The 15,524-nt window shown below is 43.3% G+C and carries 12 protein-coding genes; all 12 read left to right on the top strand.

Going from position 1 to position 15,524, the window contains the following annotated elements:
• Positions 1–138 precede the first annotated feature (138 nt).
• The 12 genes from gcvT (at position 139) to ACFSMW_RS05390 (ending at position 15,523) form a co-directional block, all read left to right on the top strand.
• Positions 139–1,251 (top strand): glycine cleavage system aminomethyltransferase GcvT, encoded by a 1,113-nt coding sequence (gcvT, locus tag ACFSMW_RS05445; RefSeq protein WP_390353939.1) that lies wholly within the window; start codon positions 139–141, stop codon positions 1,249–1,251.
• A gap of 12 nt (positions 1,252–1,263) precedes the next feature.
• A complete protein-coding gene (gene gcvPA / locus ACFSMW_RS05440) occupies positions 1,264–2,616 on the top strand; it encodes an aminomethyl-transferring glycine dehydrogenase subunit GcvPA (protein ID WP_390353688.1) in 1,353 nt (450 codons plus the stop codon).
• A complete protein-coding gene (gene gcvPB / locus ACFSMW_RS05435) occupies positions 2,606–4,063 on the top strand; it encodes an aminomethyl-transferring glycine dehydrogenase subunit GcvPB (protein ID WP_390353686.1) in 1,458 nt (485 codons plus the stop codon). The genes gcvPA and gcvPB overlap by 11 nt, the downstream gene beginning before the upstream one ends.
• A 209-nt stretch (positions 4,064–4,272) precedes the next feature.
• A complete protein-coding gene (locus ACFSMW_RS05430) occupies positions 4,273–4,893 on the top strand; it encodes a TetR/AcrR family transcriptional regulator (protein ID WP_390353937.1) in 621 nt (206 codons plus the stop codon).
• Between the two features lie 72 nt (positions 4,894–4,965).
• Positions 4,966–6,108 (top strand): acyl-CoA dehydrogenase family protein, encoded by a 1,143-nt coding sequence (locus tag ACFSMW_RS05425; RefSeq protein WP_390353684.1) that lies wholly within the window; start codon positions 4,966–4,968, stop codon positions 6,106–6,108.
• A 29-nt stretch (positions 6,109–6,137) separates the two neighbouring features.
• Positions 6,138–7,517 carry an acetyl-CoA carboxylase biotin carboxylase subunit gene (locus tag ACFSMW_RS05420; protein WP_390353682.1) on the top strand — a complete coding sequence of 460 codons (1,380 nt, stop codon included), beginning with the start codon at positions 6,138–6,140 and terminating at the stop codon, positions 7,515–7,517.
• Entirely contained in the window at positions 7,504–7,716 is a 213-nt protein-coding gene (locus tag ACFSMW_RS05415) for an acetyl-CoA carboxylase biotin carboxyl carrier protein subunit (protein WP_390353680.1), read from the top strand. The genes ACFSMW_RS05420 and ACFSMW_RS05415 overlap by 14 nt, the downstream gene beginning before the upstream one ends.
• A gap of 117 nt (positions 7,717–7,833) precedes the next feature.
• Positions 7,834–8,616, top strand: a complete 783-nt coding sequence (locus tag ACFSMW_RS05410) for an enoyl-CoA hydratase-related protein (protein ID WP_390353678.1) — start codon at positions 7,834–7,836, stop codon at positions 8,614–8,616.
• A 65-nt stretch (positions 8,617–8,681) separates the two neighbouring features.
• Positions 8,682–10,211: an acyl-CoA carboxylase subunit beta gene (locus tag ACFSMW_RS05405; RefSeq protein ID WP_390353676.1), complete on the top strand. Its 1,530-nt coding sequence runs from the start codon at positions 8,682–8,684 to the stop codon at positions 10,209–10,211.
• Between the two features lie 129 nt (positions 10,212–10,340).
• Positions 10,341–10,799: a CBS domain-containing protein gene (locus tag ACFSMW_RS05400; RefSeq protein ID WP_390353675.1), complete on the top strand. Its 459-nt coding sequence runs from the start codon at positions 10,341–10,343 to the stop codon at positions 10,797–10,799.
• A gap of 139 nt (positions 10,800–10,938) precedes the next feature.
• Entirely contained in the window at positions 10,939–14,670 is a 3,732-nt protein-coding gene (locus ACFSMW_RS05395) for a dynamin family protein (protein ID WP_390353673.1), read from the top strand.
• Positions 14,660–15,523, top strand: a complete 864-nt coding sequence (locus tag ACFSMW_RS05390) for a 5'-3' exonuclease (protein WP_390353671.1) — start codon at positions 14,660–14,662, stop codon at positions 15,521–15,523. The genes ACFSMW_RS05395 and ACFSMW_RS05390 overlap by 11 nt, the downstream gene beginning before the upstream one ends.
• Position 15,524: the final 1 nt, after the last annotated feature.

The raw sequence follows: 15,524 nt of genomic DNA, 5'->3' as shown, positions 1-15,524 counted from the left end.
TTTTTCCGATTTGGAACCTGGTGTGCAACTTTCTGGTTGAAGGACAGAGATTTCACCTTGCTTGATGGTGAAATCTCTTATTTTTATCAAAAGATATTTAAAGGTTCCGAAAAAACGGAAAAAGGAGTGGTCGGACAAATGAGCAATACATTAAAAACAACCCCTTTATACCCGGAATATGCCGTAGCCGGCGCTAAAACGATCGATTTTGGAGGGTGGGATTTGCCGGTACAATTTTCCGGCATCATTCATGAACATGAAGTTACGAGGACTAAAGCGGGACTATTTGATGTTTCCCATATGGGAGAAATACATGTTTCTGGCCCAAAGAGCCGTGATTTCCTGCAATGGGTTCTGACGAACGATATCGACAAGCTGACACCGCAGAAAGCACAGTACACTTTTCTTTGCTATGAAAATGGCGGTACTGTAGATGATCTGCTTGTTTACATGCTTGGCGAGCAAGAATATTTACTCGTTGTCAACGCTGCCAATACAGAAAAAGATTACGAATGGCTGCTGCAAAATAACGAATACGATGAATCTGAGCTGCAAATCAAGAATGAATCGGCTGACTATGCGCAGCTGGCATTACAGGGGCCTGCGGCGGAAGAGATTCTTCAGAAACTGACTGACACCAATCTGGCTGACATCAAATTTTTCCGTTTCGAAAAAGGAGTTCGTTTTACCGGAATATCTTGTGATGCGCTTGTTTCTCGAACAGGCTATACAGGTGAAGATGGTTTTGAAATATATTTGGATAAAAGTTGTGCCAGAAATTTGTGGCGGGCTTTACTAAATACAGGTAAGGAATACGGCTTGGAGCCAATCGGACTCGGCGCAAGAGACACTCTGCGTTTTGAAGCCAATCTTCCTTTGTATGGCCAAGAGTTGTCTAAAGATATCACTCCGGTTGAGGCAGGACTGAAATTTGCCGTTAAGATAGGTAAGGACGGTGATTTCATAGGAAAGGAAGCCCTGAAACAACAAATAGAGAATGGCACGGCCAGAAAGCTTGTTGGAATAGAAATGATCGATAAGGGCATCCCCCGGACTGGTTATCAGGTCTTCCATCAGGATGAGGAGATCGGTTTTGTAACGACAGGTACACAGGCCCCTACACTGCAAAAAAATATTGGACTGGCATTGATCAAGTCTGAATTTGCGAAGGAAGGACAGGAACTGATCATTCAAATCCGTAAAAGAAAAGCCAAGGCGAAGATCATCGCTACACCATTTTTGAAAAAATAAAGGGGGATACAGATGGAATTTCGTTATTTACCAATGACAGAGACAGATAAAAAAGAAATGATGGGTGATATCGGAATATCTGCGACTGATGAATTATTTGCTGATATTCCGGAAGAAGTACGTTTAAAGAGAAAAATGAATTTGAAAGCGCCCGCTAACGAAGCAGCTCTGAAAAAAGAGCTTAGTGATATGGCTGGTAAAAATGCGAATCTGAAGCAGTACAGTTCATTCCTGGGAGCCGGTGTCTACGATCATTTCATCCCTTCCATTGTTGATCACGTTATCTCCAGGTCAGAGTTTTATACGGCATATACGCCATACCAGCCGGAAATCTCACAGGGGGAATTGCAGGCTATTTTTGAATTTCAAACCATGATCAGTGAACTTACAGGACTGCCGATTGCAAATTCATCCATGTATGACGGACCGACTGCCTTAGCCGAAGCCGTAACACTTAGCGCCGGTCAGACAAGAAAAAAGAAAATCATCGTCTCCAAAACGGTCCATCCTGAAGCGCGTGCTGTTATTCAAACATACGCAAAAGGGCAGCACCTGGAAATCATCGAAGCTAATTGGAAAGATGGCGTGACAGATCTGGAAGAGCTGAAGCGTTTACTTGATGTGGATGTGGCAAGTGTAGTAGTCCAATATCCTAACTTTTTTGGACAAATCGAACCTTTAGCAGAAATAAATGAGCTCGTCAAACAGCAGAAAAAAACAATGCTGATCACCTCAAGTAACCCGCTTGCCTTAGGGTTTTTGACTCCGCCGGGAGAACTAGGAGCTGATATAGTAGTGGGAGATACGCAAGTTTTCGGCATTCCCGCGCAATACGGTGGGCCACATTGCGGATATTTTGCTACAACGGAAAAATTGATGCGGAAAATGCCCGGACGCCTCGTCGGCCAGACCGTCGACGAAAATGGCAGACGAGGATTCGTACTTACCCTGCAGGCTAGAGAGCAACATATTCGACGAGATAAAGCGACATCGAATATATGCTCCAACCAAGCTCTGAATGCCCTGGCTAGTTCAGTCGCGATGAGTTCGCTTGGGAAAGAGGGACTGGGTAAAATGGCAAAGTTGAACATGAATAAAGCGCGCTATATGCAAAAACGATTGGCGGAAGCAGGGTTTTATACGGCATTCACAGGGGCCTACTTCAATGAAATAGTTATCAAGCTGTCTGGCAGTATAGCGGATGTGAATAAACAGCTGTTGCAAAAAGGATTCATTGGCGGCTATGATCTTGGTAACGCTTATCCGGAACTAACAAATCACATGCTAATCGCTATTACAGAGCTTCGTACCAAAACAGAGATCGAACAATTCGTGAAGGAATTGGGGGATATACATGGCAAATAAAGACTTTCCACTCATTTTTGAACATAGTAAGAAAGGCAGAACCAGTTATAGCCTGCCTGTGTTGGACGTAGAGGAGTTGGACCTGGAGGCTGAAATGGATGAACGTTATGTCCGTAAGACAGCTCCAATGCTGCCTGAAGTCAGCGAATTGGATATCATCCGCCACTATACAGGCTTGTCCAAACGAAATTTTGGGGTAGACTCCGGTTTTTACCCATTAGGCTCTTGTACAATGAAATATAATCCGAAAATCAATGAGGATATTGCCAGATTGGAAGGGTTCAGCCATATTCACCCTTACCAGGACACTGAAACGGTTCAAGGCGCCCTGGAAATGATGTTCGATCTGCAAGAAGCACTTTCAGAAATCACCGGCATGCATCAAATTTCGTTGCAGCCCGCGGCAGGTGCTCACGGAGAATGGACAGGATTAATGATGATCCGGGCTTTTCACGAGGCGAATGGAGATTATAATCGTACTAAGGTGATTGTGCCCGACTCAGCTCACGGAACTAATCCTGCTTCAGCAACTGTAGCAGGTTTTGAAGCCGTTACGGTCAAATCGAATGAACAGGGTCTAGTCGATTTAGAAGATTTACGCCGGGTCGCTGGTAAAGACACAGCAGCTTTGATGCTGACAAATCCAAATACTTTGGGGCTTTTTGAAAAAGAAATTTTAGAAATGAAGCATATCATTCACGAAGCCGGCGGACGTCTTTATTATGACGGTGCCAATTTAAATGCGATTATGGGATACGCACGCCCTGGAGACATGGGTTTTGATGTCGTGCATTTGAACCTGCATAAGACTTTCACTGGACCTCATGGTGGAGGCGGTCCTGGATCAGGACCAGTCGGCGTGAGCGAGGAGTTAGCACGTTTCTTGCCAAAACCGGTATTGGAAAAGCAAAATGGACAATTTGTATGGAAGGATGACAGGAAGGATTCCATCGGCAGAGTGAAGCCATATTTCGGGAACTTCGGAATTTATTTGCGTGCTTACACCTATATTCGCACAATGGGGGCAGAAGGGTTGAAAAAAGTAAGCGAGTACGCAGTTCTGAATGCCAATTACATGATGAGAAAGCTTGAAAATGTCTATGAACTGCCATACAAACAGCATTGCAAACATGAATTTGTCCTTTCTGGCAAAAGACAAAAACAATTGGGCGCCCGGACGCTGGATATGGCAAAACGCCTGCTTGATTACGGTTATCACCCACCGACAATTTATTTCCCTTTGAATGTGGAGGAGGCAATGATGATTGAACCGACGGAAACCGAATCGAAAGAAACGTTGGATGGTTTTATTGAAGCGATGGTAAATATCTCGGAGGAAGCAAAAACCAATCCGGAAATGATCCAGGAGGCTCCGCATACGACCATTGTCAAACGGATGGACGAAACGACCGCTGCTAGAAAACCTGTTTTACGTTACCATCCGTAACGGAACAGAAAAAACCTTGTCGGAATCGGCAAGGTTTTTTGCTATCAAACAAGCAGAAATTCGCATCGTTTTGGTTTCGAGTGATACTGTTGCCAGTCGTATCTTTAGGCTACATGGAGTAGAAAGGAACCAAGGGAATGTGAGAGAAAACGCTTTCTTTATTCAGAAAAATGTGATAGAGTTATAATGTATTAGTGTTGAAGGAGGTGCTGACAGCGGATTTAAAGGGAAAGATAATTCAGCAAGCGTTACTCTTGTTTGAAGAACATGGCTTTCATGGCGTTTCGGTCAATCAGATTGTGAGCAGTGTCGGCACATCGAAAGGTGGTTTTTACCACCACTTCACATCAAAAGACGAATTATTATTCGTTATACATGACACATTTATTACTTATGTAATCGACAAAGCGCAGCTGGCAAGAGAGAAACATGATTCTCCTATGAAACAACTACAGGAAATCGTCAGAAGCTTTGTGAATGTTTTTGACTTATATAAGGCACATATAGCTGTTTTTTACCAGGAAGAGTTGTATCTGAAGCCGGACTACGAGAAGCAAATTAAAGCAAAACGAGATCAATTCAAGCATATTATCGCTGCTACCATCGGGGATGGAAAAGCGAAAGGAGAAATACGCTCCGATCTCTCCATCGAAATTACAACAATGGCAATTCTGGGAATGGTGAACTGGACATACAAATGGTATAAGCGGAGCGGCAGCAAAAGTATTGATGAAATTGCCTGCATATTCAATGATTTGATTTTGCATGCCATCCTGCAAGAAAACCTGTTGACTCAGGAAAGATTTGAAAAGATTGTATTGTATGGATGATGAAACATGATTCTCGTATACATAATACAGACCAACCAGTCGGTCTTTGTTTAGATTAAAGGAGGATATTAGATGGATTTTGAATTGAATAAAGAGCAGCAAATGATACGGAAAATGGTACGTGATTTTGCAGAAAATGTTATCAAACCGAGGACAGTTGAGATTGACACAGAGGCTAAATTCCCGATCGATATATTTGAACAAATGGGGGAACTCGGTCTGATGGGGATTCCGTTCCCCGAAGAATATGGCGGTTCCAATGGAGATACGTTATCTTATGCGATAGCCGTGGAGGAAGTAGGCCGTGTCTGCGGCAGCACTGGCTTAAGCTATGCTGCAAACGTTTCTCTTGGGGCAAGTCCTATTTATTATTTCGGCACGGAAGAACAAAAGCAACGTTTTCTTACACCGATCGCTGCTGGAAAAGCTCTTGCATCCTTTGGACTGACTGAACCGAATGCAGGGTCTGACGCGGGGGGAACGAAAACGACAGCTGTGCTGGAAGGTGATGAATACATCATCAATGGTGAAAAATGCTTCATCACGAATGCAAGTTATGCAAAAACGATTACTGTAACAGCCGTTACAGGGAAAAACCAAGATGGCAGGAATATCATTTCCGCTATTTTGGTACCTGCAGATTCAGAGGGACTCACCATTAACAGTGGCTATGACAAAATGGGCGTAAGGGGCTCTGATACAGCAGAAATCGTACTGGACAATGTACGGGTGCCGAAAGAAAATCTGCTTGGAGATCCGGATAAAGGTTTCAAACAGTTCCTGCATACACTGGATGGGGGCCGTATATCCATAGCTGCGCTTGGACTCGGAATTGCACAAGCTTCGCTGGAAAAGGCTCTGGCCTATGCACAAGAAAGAACCCAGTTTGGAAAATCCATTTCCAAGTTCCAAGCCATCCAGTTTAAGCTTGCCGATATGTCCATGGAAGTCGAGCTTGCCCGCAACATGGTATATAAGGCAGCCTGGTTGAAAGATCAGCACAAGCCATTTACCAAAGAAGCTGCCTATGCCAAGCTTTTTGCAACGGAAACGGCTTTCCGTGCTGCTAACCAAGCGATACAAATCCATGGCGGCTATGGCTATATGCGAGAATATGAGGTGGAAAGATATTTGCGTGACGCCAAATTGCTGGAAATCGGCGAAGGGACTTCCGAAGTACAGCGCATGGTGATTGCCAGGCAACTCGGGTGCTGATAGGAATAGTTTAGGAGGTGCAATATGTTATGTTTCAGAAGATATTGATTGCCAATCGTGGAGAAATCGCAATTAGAGTGATGAGAACCTGCATGAAAATGGGTATCAAAACGGTTGCAGTGTATTCAGAAGCAGATAGCAAAGCTCCTTTTGTAGCAATGGCCGACGAAAGCTATCTGTTGGGCGGTTCCAGGGTGAACGAAAGCTACTTGAATGCAGATAAAATCATTTCTATTGCTAAGGAATCCAAAGTCGACGCCATTCACCCTGGCTATGGATTCCTCAGTGAGAACGGCAGCTTTGTGCAAAAGTGTGAAGCTGCGGGGATCACCTTTATCGGGCCGGGCAGTGATGTGATGGAACAGATGGGCAGTAAAATCGCTGCAAGGAATGCCATGAAAAAAGCTGGAGTGCCGATTGTACCTGGCACAGAGGATGCAGTCACTACCGCTGATGATGCAATCCGGATCGCAAATAAGATTGGATATCCTGTGATGTTGAAAGCCTCCGCTGGCGGAGGCGGTATAGGTATGCAGGCTGTACAGTCGGATGATGAATTGCAGAAAGCATTTGCGAACAACGCCAAAAGGGCAGAAAACTTTTTTGGGAATGGAGCCATGTTTCTGGAAAAGAAAATCGAACACGGTCGTCACATTGAAATTCAAATTTTGTCGGATCATTACGGAAATGCTGTTTACTTGTTTGAAAGGGAGTGCTCCATACAGCGGCGTAATCAGAAAGTTATCGAGGAAGCCCCTTCAGCTTTCATTTCAGAAGCGACTCGCCGTAAAATGGGTGAAATAGCAGTCAAAGCTGTAAAGTCGTTGCATTATGTAAATGCAGGAACAATCGAATTTATGGTTGATGAAAGTGAAAATTTCTATTTTCTCGAAATGAATACAAGGATTCAAGTGGAACATCCGATAACAGAAGAAATAACCGGGGTGGATATTGTGGAACAGCAGCTGATGATTGCAGATAAGCAACCATTGGCTATCCGTCAAGAAGATTTGTTCATCAATGGCCATGCGATCGAAGCACGTATATATGCTGAAGATCCAGTCACTTTTTTCCCCTCGCCTGGACACATTACTACATTTGATATTCCGAAAGAACGGTATGTCCGTCACGAGGTTGCTGTGGCAGCGGATTATGATGTGACTCCATTTTATGATCCGATGATTGCCAAATTGATTGTCACTGGCAATACCAGGGAGGAAGCGATAGAAAGATTGCGAGGAACATTGCAATCCTACCATGTCGGGGGCATCAAAACGAATATACCGATGTTGAAAAAAATAGTCTTCCATGAGGCTTTCGAAAATGGCGACACAACAACTGCGTTTGTACCGACCTACTATGTACCAATAGCTAAAAATGGAGGAGGAAACGACGATGGAAGAAGTTAAAGCAACAATGGCAGGTAATGTATGGAAGATTGTCGTAAAGATTGGTGACGAAGTCGAGGAAGATCAGGATGTAGCGATTTTGGAGTCGATGAAAATGGAAATTCCTATTCCGGCTGAAGATGGCGGGACTGTAAAAGAAATCAAAGTTTCAGAAGGAGACTTTGTCAATGAAGGGGACGTCATTGCTATTCTTGAATAAATGAAACAGGAAGAAATAATCTGCAGTAACCTTATGTGTGTATGATAACCCGCCTGGCATTCCCTGTTGTTCAGTGAATGCCTATTTTGCCAACCAAATTGAAAAGGAGGGAAACTTATGCCAGAACTAGTTGAATTACATATCCGTGATACCCATATTGCTGAGATCGTCTTAAACAGACCTGAGGCAGCCAACGCCATGTCGAGGGCGTTGCTTGATGAACTGAATAAGACAATTGAAGCAGTCAATATGGATAAAAATGTTTACTGCACAGTGATTCACGGGGCTGGAGGTAAAGCTTTTTGTGCCGGTGCTGACTTGAAGGAGCGTAAAAACATGACACCTGAACAGGTTGTCGAGGCGGTAACGTATATCGGCCAGACAATCACAAATATAGAAAACATGCAGGTTCCTGTCATTGCAGCCATCAATGGAGCGGCGTATGGCGGAGGGCTGGAGCTCGCATTGGCATGTGATATCCGCATTGCAGCTTTGGAGTCAAAAATGGGTTTGACAGAAACATCACTAGCAATCATTCCTGGTGCAGGCGGGACGCAGCGACTGCCTCGTCTGATAGGGGTCGGTTCAGCAAAACAGCTCATCTTTACAGCAAAACCGATACATGCAGAGACTGCATTGAACATTGGGCTGGTACAAGAAATCACTGAGGGGAATGCTTTGCTTAAAAGGGCTTTGGATCTTGCTGGGGATATTGCAGGAAATGGTCCGCTCGCTTTGATACAGGCAAAAGCAGCTATCAACCAGGGTGTGCAAACTGATTTAATTCATGGATTGCAAATCGAGCATGACTGCTATCAACAGACGATCGCAACTTCCGACCGTTTGGAAGGTTTAGCAGCATTTCAAGAAAAAAGGAAACCGGTGTATGAGGGCAAATGATCTAACCTCAAATATTGGACAGGGAGGTGGACCCCCGGATTAAATAAATACAATCCGGGGCATTTATGACATATACAGATGAGTTGCGAACCAGGGTAGAAAGAATTGAACAAGGCGGCAAGGAAAAATATCATCTTAGCAACGAGGCAAAAGGGAAACTGTTTGTCAGGAAACGGTTGGAACTTTTATTTGATGAAGGGATGGATATAGAGGATGCTTTTTTTGCCAATTGCATGGCTGATGATCTGCCGGCTGACGGAGTAGTGACCGGAATTGGTCAAATAAATGGTCAGGATGTCTGTGTGATGGCAAACGATTCTACTGTTAAGGCTGGGTCGTGGGGAAAAAGAACTGTCGAAAAAATCATCCGAATCCAAGAAACAGCAGAGAAACTGGAATTGCCTTTATTGTATTTGGTTGATTCAGCTGGTGCACGAATCACAGATCAGATCGAAATGTTTCCTGGGAGACGAGGCGCCGGACGAATATTCCATAATCAGATCAAGCTATCCGGGCGTGTTCCCCAAGTTTGCCTGTTATTTGGACCATCCGCTGCAGGCGGAGCGTATATCCCGGCATTTTGTGATATTGTGATTATGGTGGATAAAAATGCTTCTATGTATTTAGGCTCTCCAAGAATGGCCGAAAAAGTGATCGGGGAAAACGTCTCTCTGGAAGAAATGGGCGGGGCGAAAATGCATTGTTCTATTTCAGGCTGTGGGGATGTCCTGGTAAAAACGGAACCCGAGGCAATTTCCTATGCTCGGAGCTATTTAAGCTATTTCCCAGCGAATTTCAGAAATAAGCCGGCGACAGAAAAACCAGTCTCACCAGCGCAATTTGAGCAATCGATCGCGGATATCATTCCTGCCAATCAAAATGCTCCGTTTAATATGATGGACTTTATCAACCGAATTATCGACCAAAACAGTTTTTGTGAGGTCAAAAAGAAATTCGCCCGCGAATTGATTACAGGATTGGCGAGGATTAATGGGAAATCTTTAGGCATTATTGCCAACCAGCCACGTATGAAAGGCGGGGTTCTATTCCCTGATTCTGCCGACAAAGCGGCAAAATTCATTCAGTTATGTGATGCATTTAATATCCCCCTGCTATTTCTGATGGATGTACCGGGCTTTATGATTGGAACGAAAGTGGAACAGCAAGGAATCATTCGTCACGGTGCAAAAATGCTCGCGGCAATGAGTGAGGCGACAGTTCCAAAAATTTCGGTGATTGTACGCAAAGCATATGGTGCTGGGCTTTACGCAATGGCAGGGCCGGCATTCGATGTCGATTGCTGTATTGCATTGCCAACTGCTCAAATTGCAGTCATGGGACCTGAAGCGGCAGTGAATGCGGTTTATGCCAATAAAATTGCGGCACTTCCTGAAAAAGAAAGAGAGACATTCATCATAGAAAAGCAGAAAGAATACCAAGACGATATCGATATTTATCGTCTTGCATCAGAAATGGTTGTTGACGATATCATACATCCGGACAATCTGCGAAAAGCACTGGTGAAACGTTACAGCATTTATGATGCCAAACAGATTCAGTTCACCGAACGAAAGCATGGCGTCTATCCAGTATAGAAAAGAGCACACTAACATGACAAATTCTTCTTCACGTTTTACATGGAAGTCCTTTGCATCTGTCAATTATTGTTATTTTAGGCTGAAAGGCTTATAATAAAGGTATATCTTATAAGAGAAGGTGCGACAATGAAAGTCAGCGATTTTATGATTACCGATGTCATTAGCGTAACCGGAGATACGACTTTGAAAGAATTGCTGAAAAAACTGGTCAATAATAAAATAGGCGGTGTGCCCGTAATTGATGAGGAAAATCATTTGATCGGCATGATCAGTGACGGCGACGTCCTGCGCTACATCCAACCCAAGGGAACAACCATATTTGATGCGATATCACTTGTGATGGTCAGCGAAAAAGAAGATTTCACCGAAAAACTAGCGTATACATTGGATCATGAGGTTTCTACGATTATGAGAAAACGTGATTTGAAATTTGTTTATGCCGATGAACCATTGGAACGTTCTTTGCGAATTTTTTCCAAGCATCACTTTAAAAAAATTCCCGTCATGGATCGGGATGAGAAGGTAATCGGTGTCATCAGCAGAGGAGACATCATCCGATTTATCAATAACGAATTAATTAAATAATAACTGGAAGCCCCTTTTCAGGATAGCGAAAGGGGGCTTTTCCATGGCCTGAAAATAAGTTCTGTTGTTCAGTAGATACACGGCAGTTTATTTCGTATAATGGAAGAAGTGTTTCTTCTAACCAAAAAGGAGAAGGATATTGCTTTTTGGCTATGCAGCGAAGATATTCACGCCAGCCTTGGCGGTACCGAGTTTTCTACGAAGAAAGGATTTGTGCAAATTGCCGGTTTTAAGTACTGCAGATGTTTCGATTACTATCAACCATTTGATCGCACTTCATCACACCATGCTTCTGCATGGCGATATGGTGAATGCGAAAAAGATTGCCGACCTGTACCATAAAATGCAAAAAAATGAATATACTATCAGCTTCGCCGGCCATTTTTCTGCCGGAAAATCTTCAATGATCAATGCCTTATTGGACAGGGACATTTTACCAAAAAGCCCGATTCCAACCAGCGCCAATATTGTGCGGATCGCATCAGGAAATGGAACCGCCCGGGTTTATTTCCAACGTGAAGAACCTGTTGAATATGAAGAGCCTTATGATATTGATATGGTCAAGGAATATTGTAAAGACAAGGATGATATCAAACAGATCGATATTCATCTGAAAGACACGATTATTCCTTCTGGAAAAGCGATCATTGATACACCAGGAATAGATGCTGCCGATGACGCGGACCGGCTGATCACAGAATCCTCTTTGCACAAAGTGGATACATTGTTTTATGTTATGGATTATAATCACGTGCAATCTGAAGTGAATCTGCATTTCCTGCAGCAGATTCAGGAAATGAAATTGCCATTTTATATCATTATCAATCAAATTGACAAACACGAGGAACAGGAATTACCGTTTACTGCGTTCGAAAAAAGCATCAGCGATACACTCTCCCAGTGGAAGCTTTTTCCCCAGGAGATTTACTACACTTCTTTAGTCAGAGATACTGCCGCTCATAATCAATTTAAACGAGTGCAAAAAGAAATAGAGAAGTTACTGCAGCAAAAAACTGCTACTGAAACTCGTGTCACAGACGCTACAATGGCTGTAGCAGATGCACATCGTGATTTTTTGAAAGAGTCTGCCTGTGAAGGGACGAATAGTGAAGAAAATATTGGCCATCCGGACGCAGCAGAAAAGCTGTCGGGCATCGAGGTACAGCTTGAAATCTTGTCGCGGAAACCCAGCGAAATAAAGGAAGCAGTTAAGGATGAATTGAACCAAACGTTGAAAAATGCTTATCTGATGCCAGCTGTTCTAAGAGATAAAGCAGCCTCCTTTCTAAAGACACAGCAGCCTGATTTCAAAATTGGATTATTTGCTTCGCATAAAAAGACAGAGGCTGCCAGACAGGAAGCATTGCAAAGTTTTCTGTCGCCTTTGCAGGAAACCATTGATTCTACCATTCAATGGAAACTGCGGGACAAAATGCTGGAATTGTTACAGAAATTCGATATACACGATGAACATTTGCAACAGCTGATTCAAAATTTGACATTGCAGTATAAAGAAGAAGACTTGAAAAATCAAATGAAGCCTGGAGCAAGACTGAACGGAAATTATTTATTACATTATACGAATGACGTTGCAGCTGATATCAAAAATAAATTCAGGCAGCTTATATTACCTTTGATTGAAGAAATTGGTGAAATGACTGAAAAGCAGCTTGAGAATCAAGTGAATGAACTGAATCTGCAAAAAGAAGTGGCTGAAAAACAGACGAAGACTGCAGAAAAACAAGCGCAGAAAAAAGCCGCATTGGATGAACAGCTTGAAGAAGTACACCGAGCGATTATACGCCCGGTTGTGTCCCAACAGGCAGAAAAAGAAATGGATCAGCAGCTGGAATTTTTCGATAAGCCCATTAAAAAAGCAAAAACTGTTGTAAAAATGGCCAGGGACATCACGAACCAGAACAATCAGGTGACTGAGTCTATGGCAGATAACAAGAGTGAAGTATTAAAAAGACATGAGCAGTCCATCCCTTCTGTTCTGAGCAAATTGCATCAGACAATAAGTGTCCTATCTGGCATGCAAGGTTTCCATTCCGTAATCAATGATTTGCAGGTAAAACGGGAGCGCTTGGAGAATCGCACCGTGACGATAGCTTTGTTTGGAGCTTTTAGTGCTGGAAAGTCCACGTTTGCTAATGCATTGATGGGGAAAAATGTTTTACCATCATCTCCGAATCCGACAACAGCTGCAATCAGCCGCATACTGGCGCCAACAGTTGATCACCCACACCAAACAGCGGTTATTCGATTAAAGCAGGAATCGATATTGTATAAAGATTTAATGCAAATGCTTGAAGTACTCCATCCGCCAAAAGCAAAATCGTTCGCTGAGCTGCTGAATTGGGCTGAGCAGCATGCTCTAAATGAAACTAATGGACTGACAAAACTGCAGGAGGGTTATCTTCTTGCATTGTTAAAAGGATATGCAGCCAGCGAAAAACAGCTTGGAACAGAGATCACAGTAACGTTTGAAGTATTCCAGGAATTTGCAGCCAATGAAACAAAAGCCTGTTATGTGGAACAGATTGACTTATTTTATGACTGTGAGATAACGAGGCAAGGAATTCAATTGGTAGATACACCTGGAGCTGATTCTATGAATGCCCGGCATACTAGCGTCGCATTTGATTATATCAAATATGCGGATGCGATTATCTATGTTACTTATTACAATCATGCATTATCCCGGGCAGATAAAGATTTTCTGATGCAGCTTGGCAGGGTGAAAGAAGCATTCGAACTGGATAAGATGTTTTTTATGATCAATGCATCAGACCTTGCCGCAAGTAAGGAAGAGGAAGAAATGGTCATTCACTACGTGAAAGACCAGCTGACATTGCTTGGTATCCGTTTTCCGCGTATTTTTCCTGTTTCAAGCAGGAAGTCACTGGTTGAAAAGCAAACGAGTGGCCCTGTTAACCAGGAAATGACCAGCTTTGAAGAGGCTTTTTTCCGTTTTATCCATCACGATCTGACCACCATGCTAGTCAAGGGTGTATTATTTGATATTGAAAGAGCAAAGCGTACAGTTGATAACCTTCTAGCGGCAGCTCGCGTGGATGAAAATGAAAAACAACAACAGCGTACACGGTTATTGAAAAACCAAGAATTAATGGAACAGACAATCAACGACATAGATGTGCAAATTTATGCCGGCCGTGTCAGTCAAAAAATCGAGAAACAGCTTTTTTATATTAAGCAGCGGTTCGGCATTCGTTTTCATGATATGTTCAAAGAGATGTTCAATCCGACCACCATTACTGATTCTGGAAAGACGGGCAGGCAAGAACTACGGTTGGCCACGGAAAATCTGCTGGATTATGCAGGATATGAGCTTTTACAGGAAGTCCGCGCCGCCAGTCTCCGTATTGAAAAATTCATGCTCGAAACTTTACGGGAATATAGCGCCGGCATCCATCAAAAAGTGAGTCAGATAGATATCCATGTCTCTTTGTCGACACTAGAAGAGCAAAATTTTCAAACGCCAGATCTCCAACAGCCTTTTGCTTCTTTGACATCAGAAAATTTTCGCGAAACATTGGCAGGTTTCAACGGGACGAAAGCGTTCTTTGTTAAGAAAGAAAAAGAACAGATGAAAGAACAAATGTACCGCTTGCTTGACAATCCGATCGAGCAATATTTGCAGCAGTCACAGGAAACATTGACTGCAATGTATCAAGAACAGCTCGAGAATGCGTTGGGTAACGGTGCCCAACTATTTATCGCCGAGATAACATCTCATGTGAACAACAGTCTGGCAGCCATGGCAGGCGAGATGGATCAGGATGTATTGCTGGTTAAACAGGAACAATTAAAAAACATCTTGAAAGGAGAGGGATTTGATGAAAAATAAGTTGCTGCTGGTTGATGGTATGGCACTCCTATTCAGGGGGTTTTATGCCACTGCCATTCGAAAAAACTTTATGAGGACCATCTCCGGTGTCCCGACCAATGGTGTTTATCAATTCTTGCGCTATTTGATGGATGCTATGGAAACCTTCGGACCGACCCACATCATTTGCTGTTGGGATATGGGCTCTAAAACTTTCCGTACGGATATGTTTGAAGGATATAAAGCAAACCGGGGGGCACCTCCTGAAGAACTTGTGCCACAATTCGATCTTGTGAAGGAAGTGGTCGATGCGCTTGGGATACAGAATGTTGGGTTGGCTAATTATGAAGCAGATGATTGCATCGGGACGATTGCAAAACGATACGCCAGCTCGTATGATATCACTATTCTGACCGGTGACCAGGATATCCTGCAGCTTGTCAGCCAAAATATCGCAGTCGCCATCATGCGCAAAGGCCAAGGAAATTATGAGGTTTTCACTGCTGATAATTTTTATGAGAAAAGAGGCATTTCTCCAAAACAGGTCATCGACATGAAAGGGTTGATGGGAGATACAGCTGATAATTATCCTGGTGTGAAGGGCATAGGCGAAAAAACAGCCATGAAACTCCTCGCCGAGCATGAAACCATCGACATGCTGCTGGAACATGTCGATAAGCTTCCAATGAGTTTGCAGACAAAAATCAAGAATAATATGGATATGCTCCATCTCTCACGGAATCTTGCGGAAATCAAATGTGATGTGCCGTTGGAATGCGAAATAGAAAAGGCGAAATGGCTCTTTGAAAGAGAAAAGACAATCGAAAAATTTCGGGAAATGGAATTGGAGAAGTTGACCCGTTTGTTGGGATGAG

Source organism: Tigheibacillus halophilus, assembly GCF_042683165.1.
GTDB lineage: Bacteria > Bacillota > Bacilli > Bacillales > Amphibacillaceae > Tigheibacillus > Tigheibacillus halophilus.
Note: the sequence above shows the minus strand (reverse complement) of the source record. Positions and strands in the feature narration are given on the sequence as shown.